At 68.1% G+C, this 13,230-nt stretch carries 14 protein-coding genes and 1 riboswitch; of the genes, 7 read left to right on the top strand and 7 right to left on the bottom strand.

The window, feature by feature from the left end:
* The first annotated feature begins 221 nt into the window (after positions 1-221).
* The 3 genes from BM394_RS07365 (at position 222) to tenA (ending at position 2,382) form a co-directional block, all read left to right on the top strand.
* Complete coding sequence (locus tag BM394_RS07365) at positions 222-464, top strand: biotin/lipoyl attachment domain-containing protein (protein ID WP_092975759.1); 243 nt, start codon at positions 222-224, stop codon at positions 462-464.
* A gap of 93 nt (positions 465-557) precedes the next feature.
* Positions 558-656, top strand: a riboswitch (TPP riboswitch).
* Positions 657-788: 132 nt separating this feature from the next.
* A complete protein-coding gene (gene thiD, locus BM394_RS07360; protein WP_092975755.1) occupies positions 789-1,610 on the top strand; it encodes a bifunctional hydroxymethylpyrimidine kinase/phosphomethylpyrimidine kinase in 822 nt (273 codons plus the stop codon).
* A 46-nt stretch (positions 1,611-1,656) separates the two neighbouring features.
* Positions 1,657-2,382, top strand: a complete 726-nt coding sequence (tenA, locus tag BM394_RS07355) for a thiaminase II (protein WP_092975752.1) — start codon at positions 1,657-1,659, stop codon at positions 2,380-2,382.
* A gap of 312 nt (positions 2,383-2,694) precedes the next feature.
* On the opposite strand, the gene BM394_RS07350 is transcribed toward tenA, so the two are convergent.
* The 5 genes from BM394_RS07350 to BM394_RS07330 form a co-directional block, all read right to left on the bottom strand.
* Positions 2,695-3,834 carry a polysaccharide pyruvyl transferase family protein gene (locus BM394_RS07350; protein WP_092975749.1) on the bottom strand — a complete coding sequence of 380 codons (1,140 nt, stop codon included), beginning with the start codon at positions 3,832-3,834 and terminating at the stop codon, positions 2,695-2,697.
* A gap of 73 nt (positions 3,835-3,907) precedes the next feature.
* Positions 3,908-4,390: a hypothetical protein gene (locus BM394_RS07345; protein ID WP_092975746.1), complete on the bottom strand. Its 483-nt coding sequence runs from the start codon at positions 4,388-4,390 to the stop codon at positions 3,908-3,910.
* 116 nt (positions 4,391-4,506) lie between these two features.
* Positions 4,507-5,673, bottom strand: a complete 1,167-nt coding sequence (locus tag BM394_RS07340) for a hypothetical protein (protein WP_175530001.1) — start codon at positions 5,671-5,673, stop codon at positions 4,507-4,509.
* Positions 5,674-5,845: 172 nt separating this feature from the next.
* Positions 5,846-6,475: a hypothetical protein gene (locus BM394_RS07335; protein ID WP_092975743.1), complete on the bottom strand. Its 630-nt coding sequence runs from the start codon at positions 6,473-6,475 to the stop codon at positions 5,846-5,848.
* A gap of 4 nt (positions 6,476-6,479) precedes the next feature.
* Positions 6,480-7,559 (bottom strand): hypothetical protein, encoded by a 1,080-nt coding sequence (locus tag BM394_RS07330; protein ID WP_092975740.1) that lies wholly within the window; start codon positions 7,557-7,559, stop codon positions 6,480-6,482.
* 909 nt (positions 7,560-8,468) lie between these two features.
* Between BM394_RS07330 and BM394_RS07325 the strand changes: the two genes are divergently transcribed.
* From BM394_RS07325 to BM394_RS07310, 3 genes are all read left to right on the top strand, one after another.
* Entirely contained in the window at positions 8,469-8,852 is a 384-nt protein-coding gene (locus BM394_RS07325; protein ID WP_092975737.1) for a DUF3817 domain-containing protein, read from the top strand.
* A complete protein-coding gene (locus BM394_RS07320; RefSeq protein ID WP_092975734.1) occupies positions 8,849-9,787 on the top strand; it encodes a heme o synthase in 939 nt (312 codons plus the stop codon). The genes BM394_RS07325 and BM394_RS07320 overlap by 4 nt, the downstream gene beginning before the upstream one ends.
* A 297-nt stretch (positions 9,788-10,084) precedes the next feature.
* Positions 10,085-11,086, top strand: coding sequence for an Acg family FMN-binding oxidoreductase (locus BM394_RS07310; RefSeq protein WP_092975728.1), 1,002 nt, complete (start codon positions 10,085-10,087; stop codon positions 11,084-11,086).
* Between the two features lie 39 nt (positions 11,087-11,125).
* On the opposite strand, the gene BM394_RS07305 is transcribed toward BM394_RS07310, so the two are convergent.
* A complete protein-coding gene (locus tag BM394_RS07305; protein WP_245780035.1) occupies positions 11,126-11,962 on the bottom strand; it encodes an SAM-dependent methyltransferase in 837 nt (278 codons plus the stop codon).
* A 208-nt stretch (positions 11,963-12,170) separates the two neighbouring features.
* Here BM394_RS07305 and BM394_RS07300 point away from each other — a divergent pair, with 208 nt between their 5' ends.
* On the top strand, positions 12,171-12,953 hold the full coding sequence (locus tag BM394_RS07300) for a helix-turn-helix domain-containing protein (RefSeq protein ID WP_092975725.1): 783 nt from the start codon (positions 12,171-12,173) through the stop codon (positions 12,951-12,953).
* Between the two features lie 121 nt (positions 12,954-13,074).
* Here BM394_RS07300 and BM394_RS22735 read toward each other — a convergent pair whose 3' ends face one another.
* On the bottom strand, positions 13,075-13,221 hold the full coding sequence (locus BM394_RS22735) for a hypothetical protein (protein ID WP_175530000.1): 147 nt from the start codon (positions 13,219-13,221) through the stop codon (positions 13,075-13,077).
* Between the last annotated feature and the right edge of the window lie 9 nt (positions 13,222-13,230).

The raw sequence follows: 13,230 nt of genomic DNA, 5'->3' as shown, positions 1-13,230 counted from the left end.
TTCCACGATGTGGGGCCCGTTCGGTTTTTTCGGTGGTGTCCCGATCCGGCCCACGCGGTTATCGTTCCCGCCGCCGTCCGCGTTCCGCGACACGAGTCCGCACGGTGTTGCGTCCGGGACCGCGCGTTTTGGAGGCTGCACCTTTCGAAGATACCCGCGGGCCGGTCGGGCAGCGACCGATCGGGGAACACACCGCGCGTTGGCCGAGTCGGAGGCAGTGGATGACGGAGTTGCTGTACTGCGCCGAACAGCCGGGCGGTCGTATACCGGAAACCGCCAGGGGCGTGCTCGTCCGGTGGTTGGCTGCGGACGGCAGTCGAGTGAGGGCCGGGCAGCCGTTGGCGGAGGTACGTGCCGAAGGCAGGAAGGACCGGGTGCACTCCCTGGCCACCGGAACGCTGCACCAGCAGGTGCGGCAGGGTGAAGCGCTGCTGCCGGGGTTTCCGGTCGGCCTGATCGAGTAGCGGAGTCGAACGGGTGCGGCGTTGTTCGGTTCGGCGTTGACCGCCGCTGCTATCTTGAGGTTCGCCGGAGTGGGAACGAACGACCCGCCTCCGGCCAGTGACGCGGGGTGCCCGGCCGTTCGGCCGGGCTGAGAGAGACCCGTCGAACCTGAACTAGTTCGCACTAGCGGAGGGACGTCGCGGTGTTGTCGGCTCGTACGTGTGCCGTCACGCCCGGTTGCCGGGCGGTTCCAGCTGTTCCCGGAGCGGTGTGCGGCCGTTCCGGACGAACCACGTACGTCGTCGCCGTGCCCCCGTGCTCGTCCAGCCGTGAGAGGGGCAGCAGTGATTCCGAACGTGCTCACGATCGCCGGTACCGATCCCAGCGGGGGAGCGGGCATCCAGGCCGATCTGAAGGCTTTCTCCGCCCACGGCACCTACGGTATGGCGGTTACCACGGCGCTCGTGGCCCAGACCACCACGGGAGTCTCCTCGGTCCGGGAGATCCCCGCGGACTTCGTGGCCGATCAGCTACGGACCCTGTTCGACGACGTGCGGGTCGACGCGGTCAAGATCGGGATGCTCTCGGACACGGACATCATCCGAACCGTGGCCGGGGTGTTGTCCGAGTACTCGGCACGCGAGGTCGTGCTGGACCCGGTGATGGTCGCCAAGAGCGGCGACCGGTTGCTCGCCGCCGACGCCGTCCGTGCGTTGCGGGACGAGTTACTGCCCCACGTTGACCTGATCACACCCAACCTGCCCGAAGCGGCGGACCTGCTCGGTGTGTCGGAGACGACCGGTACCGAGGGGATGTCCGCCCAGGCCGATCGGCTGGCCGGGCTGGGAGTCGAGCGGGTGCTGCTGAAGGGTGGTCACCTGGGCGGTGAATCCAGCGTGGACGTGCTGCGCACCGCGAGCGGTGTCGAACTGTTGTCGCACGAGCGCGTGCTGACGAAGAACGACCACGGCACGGGATGCACCCTGTCGGCCGCCACGGCGGCACTGCGCGCCCTGGGACGAGACTGGTCCACCGCCGTGCGCGAGGCCAAGGACTACCTCACCGGTGCGCTGCGCGCGGCCGACCTGCTCGACGTCGGACAGGGACACGGCCCGGTGCACCACTTCTACCGCTGGTGGCCGGCTGAGAGCACGCCACGCAGCTGAACAACTCCGTCCGCGCCACGTCGAGCCGCCGAAGCTGAGGAAAGACATGAGCTACCGCCTTCCCGATCCCGTCCCAGGCGGTTTCTGCGCCGAAGCCTGGGCCTACACCGCCGAACTGCAACGTGCGATCGTGCACCACCCGTTCAACACGGCACTGGCCGACGGCAGCCTGCCACGGGACCGGTTCGCGTTCTACATCGTGCAGGACTCGCGCTACCTGTTCGGCTTCGCGCAGGCACTGGCCGCCGCCGCGAGCAGGGCCGACGAGCCCGCAGACGCGGCTTTTCTGGCGGGCAGCGCACACGGAGCGCTGGCCGAGGAGCGCAAGCTGCACGCCGGTTACATCGAACAGCTCGGTCTCACCGAGGACGAGATGGCGGGTATCCAGACCTCGCCGACGTGCCTGGCCTACACCTCCTACCTGCGTGCCACCGCGCTGAGCGAGCCCTATCCGGTGCTGGTCGCCGCGCTGCTGCCCTGTTTCTGGGTGTACCAGCACGTGGGCAGCACGATTCTGGAGAGCACCGGGACGACGGCCGGGCACCCCTATGGCCGGTGGATCGCCACCTATGCCGACGAGGAGTTCGCCAACGCGGTACTCGGCGCCAGGGAACTCACCGACAGGCTCGCCGCGGGAACCGACGAGCACACGCGGCGACGCATGCTCACCGCCTTCGTGCGGTGCAGCGAGTACGAATGGCTGTTCTGGAACAGCGCGTGGGAGACCGAGAGCTGGCCCACCGCGGCATGGCTGCCCGAGCCGCACGACTGACGCGCTCACCCGGAGCCGGTGGGGTCGGGTTCCCGTTCAAGCCGTTGCTCGGTGGGGTTCTTCGGTGCGGCGTCGATTTCTCGCGAAATCGCCGCGCCGCCAGCACCGACGAGTAGCCGCACTCCCACCACTCCCGCGGGCCGCACTCCGACCACCCCGGCAGTCGGCACCGCCGCGGGCTCTCCGGTGCGGTTCTCGCGAGGAAGGCCCGACGTTGTGCAGGTCGCTACCCGATGTCGGGCCTCCCCGGAACGAGAGCCGTGCCAGAGGTTCCGCCGAGTGAGTAGCTGCGGGGACCGAGCCGTCAGGGCTCTACTGGAAGTAGATCTTGGCGGCGAGCTCTTTCTTGGCCGAGCGAAGCGAATCCAGCGTGCCGAGGTCGAACCCACCGGTCGGTTCCGTGGCTATCGAGGTACTCAGATCCGTGTTCAGCGACCAACCGGAGCCGCTGGCGATCAGTGAACCGTGCTTGCTGGTGTAGTAGTCGGCATCGATCGCCACCGCGGTTCCGGCCGCTCCCGTCGCCGCCGCGACCAGGTGCGTGTGGAACCGGGTGGACAGCCACCGCTGTTCGGCGGTGGCGGGCAGTCCCGAATCCATGATGTCGGAGAACGGGTAGAAGCGGGCGTCGGGCAGCTCGTGTCGCAGCAGTGTGTAGATCTCGCGATCCACCAGCGGCATCCCCTCCACGAACCCGATGCGTTCGGAGGGGGTTTTCCAGCGCCGCAGGGTTTCGAGCACGAAACCGGCCAGCGCGGCCCGGCTCATGCTCAACAGGTCGGACTGTACGCAGACCATGACCTCGGGGCAGTCGTCCTGCCGGTACATGTGGGGCGTGATCCCGAAGAACAGGTCGTCGCCGGTGGCGGTGACTTCCGGCACGTTGGCCAGCGCGTCCAGCGAGGGCGTGTCCCGCACGTCCACCACGTCGAACCGCCTCGCCAACGCACTCAACAGCTGCCTCGCCTCGCCGGGCAGCGGCGTCAGGCCCTGCCCGGTCATCGCCAGCCGCGCACCGGAGCGTTCTCCGATCGCCACGGCCGCCGCGAGCAACCCGAGGTGGTGCGGCCAGATCCCGTTGATGTAGCCACCACCGATGACGTGCACCACGTCCGCCCGAACGGCCGCGACCACGCCCGCGACCCAGCGGGGTGCTCTCCCGGGATCGTGGATCGCCTGGCGCACGAACGAGGCCACCTCCCACGGTTCCCGCGAGTCGGCGTGCCAGCAGAGCCGCCACAGGGTGTCGGTGAACCGCACGTTCGGATGCAACGTTCCCAGCAACACCTCGCTCGGCCCGGGATTGGGGCAGTCCAGCCAGACCTCCGAGTCGGGTGCCTGGTGTGCCAGGTGGCGTAGCCAGCAGGCGGCGATGTGCTCGTCGCCGTAGTTGGGGTGGCCGGTGGTGCCGACCAGGTACACGGTTTCCCGTTCCGGTGAAGGGGCGGTCAAACGTACTCCTCGGCCGGTCAGCGTTGGAGTAAGGATAGCGAACGGCTTCGGAGCAGTTCCGCGGTGCCCTTGGTCAGTGGAGTTCGAGTTCGTCGCTGATCGTCAGCAGTCGAGCTTTCGCCTGCCCGAATCGTACCCGGTGTTTGGCGGCGCACAGTTCGATCCGCTCGCTCCGGCGGGCGGTGGACGAGCGCCCGGTGCCGAGATCGGCCTCGTCGGTGGTTCCGGAGCGCGCCGCCTCCTCGCTGTCCGGCAGGGTCGACTCCGGATCGGTCTCCTCGTCCACGTTTCGAGGCCGATTCTCCGGGGCGGTCGAAAGTGCGGTTGACGGTGCGGTCGATGGCGGGGAGGCCGGTGTGCTCGCCGGCGTCGTGCTCGCCTGAAGTGCGTCGCTCACCACTCGGGCCTGTCGCCGGGATCTGGTCGCGGCTCGGTTGCCGCGACGGTGTTCGCGCCGCAACAGCGGCACGAACACCAAGGTGGCCACACCGAAACCGGCCAGGAAGGTTAGTGCGAGCAGATCGATCGCCGGGAAGGTGAGCTGTGCCAGCGCCATCGTCGCGGGTGCTCCTCTCTGCTGTTTCGGTGCTGCCTTCACCTGTTTCGGGACTGCCTTCACCGTGCCCGTCAACCGGGCAGTCGTTCGGGGCCGTTTCCTCCGGTCGTCCCGGTTCAGTTCCGACCGGCGGGATCCTGCTCTTCCAGCGATCCGGGAACCGTGCCGGTGACGGTGGTGATCCCCTCCTCATGGGGTACCACCGCATCCGACTGTTCCGCCGGGGGCTCGTACTCGTACTCACTCACGCGGGGGCCAGGGGTGCTCGCCATCACCGAGGTTTCCGGTGCGGAGCCGTCGGTGCCCGAGGCCTGTTCCGGCGTCCCGTCCTCCGCTTCGGGGAGGATCGGAGTCAGCTGTACCGGGATCGAAGTGGGGGAGGTGACGAAACGGGGCACTTCCGACTCCGGGGCGGCTTCGGCCGTTTCCCGCTCCCCCTGACCGGAAGCGTCGTCGTGCCGCTCCGTCCCCTGCTGCCCGGCCTCGTCCGGCGTCGGGGCTTCGCCCCGGTCCGGCGTTTTGCGCAGTGAGACCGCGGAGGCACCGATGGTGTCGCTGGCTGTGTCGAGCGTGTTCAGCACGTGGTCACGCAGCGACTCCAGCTCCGTGCGGTGCCGGGTGATTTCCTCCAGGGTCTCCCGCCTGTGTCGTTCCGCCTCGGCTTCCTGCCTGCCGCATTCGCGGCGGGTTCGTTCCACGAGCTCGGCCGCGTCCCGCCGGGCCGCGCTCATCAGCGACTTGTAGGCGTCCCGGACGGATCGGCGCATCCGCTGTTCCCGCTCCCGCAGCTCGTTGAGCTGTCGTGCCCGGTCGCGGTGCAACCGTTCGTGGCGGCGTTCTATCTCGGCGAGCAGCCGTTCGCACTGCCCGTGCAGCTCGCCCGCGGTGTTCTCGGCCTGCTCGATCAGCCGGTTCGCCTCGCTCTCCGCGGAACCTCGGATCACTTCCGCCTCGTGTCCGGCCTGTTCGCGGATGGCCCGCAGTTCCTCCTCGGCCAGCTCCAGCATCTCCCGCACCCGCTGGGACGCGGCGGGCAGGCCCGTTTCCGAGGATTCCACGTGGTGCAGGCGTTGCTGTGTCTCGGCCAGCTCCTGGCGGGTCCGGTCGTAGAGCTCGCGCAGATCCGAGTTCAGTCGAGCCGCCTCGTTGCGGTCTATGGTCACCAGTTCGAGCTGGTTCTCCAGTACCTCGAGATGCTCCAGTACCTGCTCTCGTTGAAATCCGCGGAACCCGACGTCGAACCCGGGCCGGAGCGGCACCACGGCGTCGGCGGCGTCTTCCATGTCGAATCCTCCTGTCCGCGACTGCCCTGCGGGGTCGGCTCGATGATGGTCGAGAGTTGGGTTGCCGTATCGGATCGAGACGTGGGATCGCCGGTCCCACCACGAGGGGAGTGGTGCTTACCGGCGTGCCGTGACTGGTGGGAGTTCCGGTCGCCGTCGGGTGTCCCCGGCGCTACCGCTGTTGCTGTCCGTTGCCCGAATGCCCGTTCTCCTCCATACGCAGTTCGCCGGTCAGGCTCATGCGCAGTTCCTCCAACCGCTGTTTGCTGTCGTCCATCGGTTGGATGTACTCCCGGCGGAACCGTTCCGCGCTCTCCTCGCTGCCGAAGTGCGTCTCGGCACCGAAGTTCCCGGTGGTCGGGTTCTCGGCGGTCGTGGGTTGTTCGGTTCGGGCGGATCGCTCCGGCACATCGGTTCCGGCCGTCGCGTCGGGTTCGGTGGGGGCGTCCACACCGGAAGGCGCGACCGGCCGGTTCCGGGATTCCTCGTCCCGTGCCGGGTCCGCTCTGTCACCCGGTTCCGCCGCGCCCGCCTCGGGGGACTCGGCGTGCTCCGCCTCGTCCTCCTGGGGAACTCCCGTTCCGACCCGTCTCGGTTGTCCGTTGCGCCCTGGCCCGCTCAACAGGGCCGTCGAGGTGGTCAGTCTGGCCAGTTGCCTGCGCAACCGTTGTTGCCGTCGTCGTGCTCGAACGAGCAGGATCGTGGCCGGAAGCGCCGTGAGCAGGACTCCGGAAAGCACCGCGAGCCCCAGCCGGAGCAGGTGCCATCCGGCCGGAGCCCACGGGATCAGCTCAGCAGTCATCGAATCAGTGTCCGTAGTCGACCGAGTGGGGATGGTTCTCGCCGTCCGTGCCCAGGGGGTTAGCCCTGTTCAGCACGGGGACTTCGTCGTGTACCGGATCGTCCTCGGTGACGGGGTTCACGGGGATCGGACGGTTGCCGGTCTCCGCGGCCTGTTGGTCCGGCTGGAACGGGATGCGTTCCTCCACCGACGATTCCCGGGGCATTTCCGGTTCGGCGGGGGAGAGCGCTTCACGTGCCTCGCCGGTTGCCTCGCCACCGGGGGTGGCGTACGAGGGGGCCTGCTCCCGCTGGGGCTGTTCGACGATCAACAGCGGTCGGGGTTGTTCGCTGAGCACGTCGCGTTGTTGCCCGACGAAGGTGGCCACCGCGTCCATGTTCTGCACCAACCTGCTGCGCAGGTCCTCCAGCTGTTCGGCGCGGGAACGCAGCTCACCCATGAGCTCGCTGTGCCTGCGGCGGGCGTCCTCCTCCAGGTCGCCGCAGCGTTGACGAGTGTTCTGGAGCAGCTCGTCGGCGTCCCTGCGCGCGGCTGTCAGGGCCTCTTCGTAGGTACTGCGGTAGGACTGCTTGAGCTGCTCGGCCCTCGCCTCGACCTGGGCGGAGCGCGAAGCGTGCTCCTCGTCGAGACGTTTTCTGCGTTCCTCGAGGTCGTCGACGAGCTCCGAACACTCCTGACGCAGTTCGGCCGCGCGGTTCTCCGCCTCGTTCCGGATGCGTTCGGCATCGGTCTCGGCGACGCCGCGGATCGTCTCGGCCTCACGATTGGCGTGCTCACGAATGGCGGTGGCTTCTTCCTCCGCCATGTTCAGCATGTGCTGCATCCGCGCGGTGATGTAGGGCTGCCCCGTATCGGCGTTCTGCACCCGTTTCAACTCACCGGCGGTTTCTTCCATCTGCCTGCGCGTCTCGTCGGTGATGCGCCGCTGGTCCTCGTTGAGCCGGATCGCCTCGTCCCTGTCCGTGACCAGGATCCGGATCTGGTCCTCCAGTAGTTCGATGTGTTCCAGAACCTGTTTTCGGTTGAATCCGCGGAACTCGTTGTCGAACCCCGGCCTAAGGGGAACGATGGCCTCGTCTTCCATGGTCCACCGCACTTCCGCTCGACACTGTGCTGCTGGTGATCCTAAGCGGAGTGACGGATTTTCCGGCGCATGCTTGATGCGCACGTCCGCGTTCTCACTCGAACGAGCGAGACGTATCGTTGAATGAAAGCAATTCGTTTTTGTGGTGCGATGCGCGACTATCGCGCGCGAAGTCGGTATGGATACGAAACAGATCGGAAGAATGTTCGTGAAACGTGCGGAAGTGGTAGGCCGGTGGATTCCGGACCCGGCCCGCCCAATCCGCTCCCTTCGGGAGCGGGGGGCGTGGAAGAGTGGTGTGAACCACACCATCGACCCGGAAGGTCGCACGGGAGCAACATCGGGTTCGGCGGGTGTGCCGGAGGGCGGAACCCTTCGCCGGACTCCGAGTCACCAGCGGGGCCGACGAGCTGATGATCACGGCGAACGTCACCGATCGGAATGCCGAGTCGCGTTCCTACGAGCTCGTGGCCGAGGAGTACCGAGTCGGCGACGTTCGGTAGCGGGGGAGACCGCGCCGGTTCGCCGCTCGCTCGCAGCGGCACGGCACCTCGGGTGGTAGCTCACGGGGTAGTCGCTCACCGGGTGGACGCTCGTGGGGCGGCTGCTGCTGCGCGGAGTCGCCCTCCGGACGCTCGCGGTGTTCCGCCCTGGTGGGCGTCCCGCGCCTCGCGTGAACCGCGCGGTTCGGAGCGCCGTTGTTCCCGCCCGACGTGGCCGAGACCACTGTCGGTGTCAGGTAGTCGCAAGTCGCTGTGAGCCGTGGCGTACGGTCTTCAACGACGGGCAGCCACGGTGGCCCGCCTCATCCGCGTGCCACGACGGCAGCCGATCCATCGGCCCACGAACGGGACGGACATCGCCGCCGCGGTCGTGGTGGAGGCACGAGGCGGGATTGAGGGAGTTGTCGTGAAGCCGAGTGTTCTGCTGACCGGTTACCGGGTCATGGCGTATGTGACGGCCGTGCTGCTGATCGCACTGTGCGTGGCAATGGTGGGCAAGTACGGGTGGCCGAGCGGCACCGACGTGCAACACGTCGGTGAGACCGCCACCACCGTCATCGGAATCGCCCACGGTTGGCTGTACATGGTCTATCTGGTGTTGGCACTGTTGATCACCCGGCTGTTGCGGGTCCCCATCGGGCCCATGATCCTGGTCCTGTTGGCCGGGACGATTCCCTTCGGTGCCTTCTTCGCCGAGCACAAGGTGGTTCAGTGGTTCCGCGTGTGGAGCACAGCAAAGTACGGTCCCGCGGCCGGGACAACCCAGCAGACCGGGTCGGCGCAGACATGACGACCGCGACACGATCCACCGGGGACGGCGAGAGGTCCACCGGCCGCGTCGGAGCGCGCGGAGTGCTCAGCGCCTATCTGGCACTGACCAAGCCGCGCGTCATAGAGCTACTGCTGATCACCACGATTCCGGCCATGTTCCTGGCCGAACGCGGCATCCCCTCGTTGCTGCTCGTGCTGGTCACCCTGGTCGGGGGAGCGATGGCCGCGGGCAGCGCGAACACGCTCAACTGCGTCGCCGACTCGGACATCGACGCGGTCATGGACCGCACCAAGTCCCGCCCGTTGGTCAGCTACCGCGTGCCGCGCACTCATGCCCTGGTGTTCGGGGTCGTGCTGAGCGTGGCCTCGTTCGCCGTGCTGTGGGCGGGGGCGAACCTGTTGGCGGCGGTGCTCGCGCTGTCGGCCACCCTGTTCTACGTCTTCATCTACACGCTGGTGCTCAAACGACGCACCTCGCAGAACATCGTCTGGGGCGGCGCCGCCGGCTGCATGCCGGTCCTGGTCGGCTGGGCGGCCGTCTCCGGAACCGTGGAGTGGCCCGCGGTGGTGATGTTCGCCGTGGTTTTCCTCTGGACACCGCCGCATTTCTGGTCACTGGCGATGAAGTACCGCGCGGACTACGAGCGGGCGGGCGTGCCGATGCTTCCCGTCGTGGCGACCCCGCGGCAGGTCTCGGCGCGCATCCTGGCCTACTCCTGGGCCACCGTGGCGAGCACGCTGCTGCTGATCCCGGTCACCAGCTGGATCTACGTCGGCTGCGCCGTGGCGATCGGTGCGGTGTTCCTGGTAGTGGCACAGCGGCTGCACCAGGGGGTGCGCCGCGGTCGCGGCGTCAACCCGATGCGGCTGTTCCACCTGTCGAACAGCTACCTCAGCGGGCTGTTCCTGGCCCTGGCCGTCGACGCCGCGATCGGGCTGCCCGTGCTCGGATGATCCCGAGCCCGGGCGGTCTTCCCGCCGGGGAGCCGGTCCGGGTTGTCGTCCGTGCTTTCACGTACCGTGGCGCGGCACCACGTGCGCTGCCGCGTTTCGGACATATATCCGTCGAACTCCGCCGTGCTCCGCCACTCGGCCTGCGTCTTTCCCGGCACGGCGGCATAGTGAGCCCGGGGATTTCGATATCCGGCCCTCTCGCGCTCGGTGATCCCGCTCGGCACTTCGGCCGCCACGAGTGCCGATCCATCGCGATACCGCGGCGAGCGCGCACACTCGTGTCGCAGGGGTTCGACCATGAGTTGGCTCAGACCGCACCGGCGACGAGCCGGTACTTCCACAACCGAACAGGGCTGGTCACCCGAAGAGGTCCACAGCCTGGAGGACGCGGTCGCCCGGGCACCCTCGGTGCACAACACCCAGCCCTGGGAACTGACGACGAGTGACCGCACGGCGTTGCTGCGCGAGCGACCCGACGTGGCACTCGAGCAGCACGATCCGGAAGGCAGGGATCGGCGACTCTCCTGCGGTGCGGCGGTGACCAACCTGTTCCTCGGGGTGCGCGCGCTCGGCTGGGCGGCCCTGGTGCGACGGTGGCCGGAGGAGAACGAATCCGACGATCCCCGGCTGGTCGCCACCGTCAAGGCCACGCATCGGCAACAGCCGTCGGTTTCCGAAGGACAGCGCTTCCGGGCGATCACCCGGCGCACCAGCTACCGCAAGCCGTTCCACGAACAGCAGCTCCCCCACGTGGCGAGAGAGGCGCTGCTGGCGGCGGGAAACTCCGCCGAGGTCCACGCCCGCTGGATAACCGGCCTCGAGGAGGCGCGGACCCTTGCGGAGATCTTGGGTTACGCGGCCCGGGTGCACCGCAAGGACCGTCACTACCAACGGGAACTGGCCATGTGGCTGGTGGACGGTCAGGGCGGTGTGGATCCGGGAGGTGGCATCGCTTCCGAGGATCTCGGTAACGGGGGAGTAGCCGCCGTCGGGCTCGTCGGACCGAGCAGCAGACTCCCAGACGAACGACATCTCGCCGAGTGGATCGCGAACGAGTCGATCATGGTGCTGACCACCAGCACCGACGATCCCGCCGCGCACTTCCGTGCCGGTGAGGCCATGCAGTTCGCCTGGCTCACCGCCACCAGTCTGGGGCTGGCGGCCTCGGTCATCACACAACCGCTCAACCTCACCGAGGTGCGCGCGGGACTGCTGGACCGGCTCGGACTTCCGGGACCTCCGCACGCGTTGCTCAGGTTCGGCTATCCCGTTCCGGTCCCGACTCAGCGCCGTTTCTGAGTGGCGTACCTGTCCGGTGTCGGTCCGTCGCTCAACGTGTCAGCCTGCCCACCGCGCCGTAGGCGTTCGAGACCTCGATCTCCTCACGGGCGACCGTGCCCTGCGGATTCCAGTTCGGCAGCGGTACGAGTCCGGGTTCCACCAGCTCGTAGCCCCCATCAGCTCGGTTATCTCGTGCGGAGGGCGCCATCTGACAGGTGTCGGCGTGCGGGCCATGACCTCCTCGGCGTCGGCGACCTGCCGTTCGGTGGCCGATATCGCGGAGATGTGTGAGAGAACCAGATGGCTTCCCGCCACACACGCCTCGCGGTAGGCGGCGATCATCTCCCGTGCGGCCCGCTGCTCCGGCACGAACGGCAGCACCGCGACCGCCAGCACTCCCACGGGGCGAGCGAAGTCCAGCAGTCCCGCCACGCCGGGAGCGGTGAGCACCGCCTGGGGATCCCGGACATCGGCCAACGTGATCGTCACGTCGGAGTACTCGGCGAGCAGCCGCTGTGCGTGTGCCACCGCCACCGGTTCGTGATCGACGTAGGCCACCCGGGCCGTCGGATCGAGCGACTGGGCCACTTCGTGCACGTTGCCGACGGTCGGAATGCCCGAGCCCAGGTCCAGGAACTGGTCGATCCCCCGCGCGGACAGGTACGCGACCGCGCGGCCGAGGAAGGCCCGGTTGGCCCGCGCGTACTCGCGAGCGTGCGGCATCGCGGCCGATCCGGCCTCGGCCGCTTCGCGGTCCACCGCGAAGTTGGTGGATCCACCCAGGTAGTAGTCGTACATCCGGGCCGCGTTCGGACGGTCCGTCCGCGCTTCCCCCGGCGGGGGAGCGAACGAGCTGAACGGAACCGATTCCCGAGGGTCCTCGTGCTGGTCCATCCGCGCTTCCTCCGGAGTGCTGCCACGTTCGGGTCGCCGTGATCACGAGCAACGTTACGCCTTCCGACCGTTGAACACCCCGTGCCACAGCAGTGGAACCGAAGGCCGGTCACTCCGCTGTCAACGCCGTGTCAGCATCGCCCGCTAAACCGGAACTGTTCCATTGCTGCCGACGGGCGAATACCGCCCTCCGAAAGCGGGTATAGCGATGAGCAGACCGGTGCGACCGAAACACGACGACGAGACGGAGCCCGGGCCGGAGGCCAACGGCAGCCTCGCCCGCGCCCTGCTGTTGTTGCGCGAATTGACGCTTCGTCCCGAGGGAGTGGGGGTTTCGGAGCTCTCCCGATCGCTCGGTATCCCGAAACCGAGCGTCCACCGCACACTGCGCACGATGCGACGGCTGCGTTTCGCGCACGAGTCCGAACACGTCTACTATCCCGGTGTCGAACTGCGACGCCTCGCGCGTGATCTCACCGCCGGCACCGAGTCACGACTGCTGCGCGAGCGACTGTCCCCGGTCATGGTCGAGCTCTACTGTGCCGCACGACTTCCGGTGGAACTGGCGGTGCCGCGTGGTGGCGATGTCGTCGTGCTGCACCGCGTCCAGGGGCGCGGTACCGGGAATCCGATCGGAACGGCTGGCGGAGCAGTCGAACACCACGGAGCTGCGACCAAGGTGCTGTCGGCGTTCTCGCCTGATTCGGTACCGCACGAGGTGATCGGTGATCGCGGGGAGTGCGTCCGAAGTCGGTCCTCGTCCCAGTTCGCCGAGATCCGCAGGACCGGGCTGTTGGTGGAACGATCCTGTCACGGGCGGGTCGAACTCGCCGCTGCCGTGCTGGATCGGATCAGGCGTCCGGTGGCCGTGCTGGCGATGACAGGTCCCGCCGCCCGGGTGCACAACGTCCCGCACACGGCGACATTGCTCAGGCAGGCCGCACACGACGCCGCGAAACTACTGCCCACCGGTTCGACGAGCCGTTGTTGAAGGATCCGCCCAACGAAGTCCTCCGGGGTGGCGGGATCCGCCGAGGCTGCGGGGACGGTCCGCGAGAGAGGCGGGAGGCCCCGGTGCGGTGCACTCCTCGCGATCACGACGGGATGTTCCGTCAGGCGCACGTGGCCACCTCGTCGAGAATGTCGCGCAACACGGCGGTGTCACGCCCCGACCTGCCCACCCCCAGCCCGTCGATCGGCGCTTCGGCACGCAGGGCGCGGAACGTTCCGGGAAAAACCGCCCCACCGTAGAGCAGCATGGTGGCACC

It is taken from the genome of Actinopolyspora lacussalsi subsp. righensis (assembly GCF_900116555.1).
GTDB classification, from domain to species: Bacteria; Actinomycetota; Actinomycetes; order Mycobacteriales; family Pseudonocardiaceae; genus Actinopolyspora; species Actinopolyspora lacussalsi.
The sequence above is the reverse complement of the archived record's forward strand: the minus strand, read 5'-3'. Positions and strand labels throughout refer to the sequence as shown.

Excerpts from the sequence above, each read along its gene's own strand:
- BM394_RS07310 (WP_092975728.1), top strand. The coding sequence starts at position 10,085 with ATGAGTTGGCTCAGACCGCACCGGCGACGAGCCGGTACTTCCACAACC.
- BM394_RS07345 (WP_092975746.1), bottom strand. The coding sequence starts at position 4,390 with ATGGCGCTGGCACAGCTCACCTTCCCGGCGATCGATCTGCTCGCACTA.
- BM394_RS07330 (WP_092975740.1), bottom strand. The coding sequence starts at position 7,559 with ATGGAAGACGAGGCCATCGTTCCCCTTAGGCCGGGGTTCGACAACGAG.
- tenA (WP_092975752.1), top strand. The coding sequence starts at position 1,657 with ATGAGCTACCGCCTTCCCGATCCCGTCCCAGGCGGTTTCTGCGCCGAA.
- BM394_RS07365 (WP_092975759.1), top strand. The coding sequence starts at position 222 with ATGACGGAGTTGCTGTACTGCGCCGAACAGCCGGGCGGTCGTATACCG.
- BM394_RS07300 (WP_092975725.1), top strand. The coding sequence starts at position 12,171 with ATGAGCAGACCGGTGCGACCGAAACACGACGACGAGACGGAGCCCGGG.
- BM394_RS22735 (WP_175530000.1), bottom strand. The coding sequence starts at position 13,221 with ATGCTGCTCTACGGTGGGGCGGTTTTTCCCGGAACGTTCCGCGCCCTG.
- BM394_RS07335 (WP_092975743.1), bottom strand. The coding sequence starts at position 6,475 with ATGACTGCTGAGCTGATCCCGTGGGCTCCGGCCGGATGGCACCTGCTC.
- BM394_RS07320 (WP_092975734.1), top strand. The coding sequence starts at position 8,849 with ATGACGACCGCGACACGATCCACCGGGGACGGCGAGAGGTCCACCGGC.
- BM394_RS07340 (WP_175530001.1), bottom strand. The coding sequence starts at position 5,673 with ATGGAAGACGCCGCCGACGCCGTGGTGCCGCTCCGGCCCGGGTTCGAC.
- BM394_RS07305 (WP_245780035.1), bottom strand. The coding sequence starts at position 11,962 with ATGGACCAGCACGAGGACCCTCGGGAATCGGTTCCGTTCAGCTCGTTC.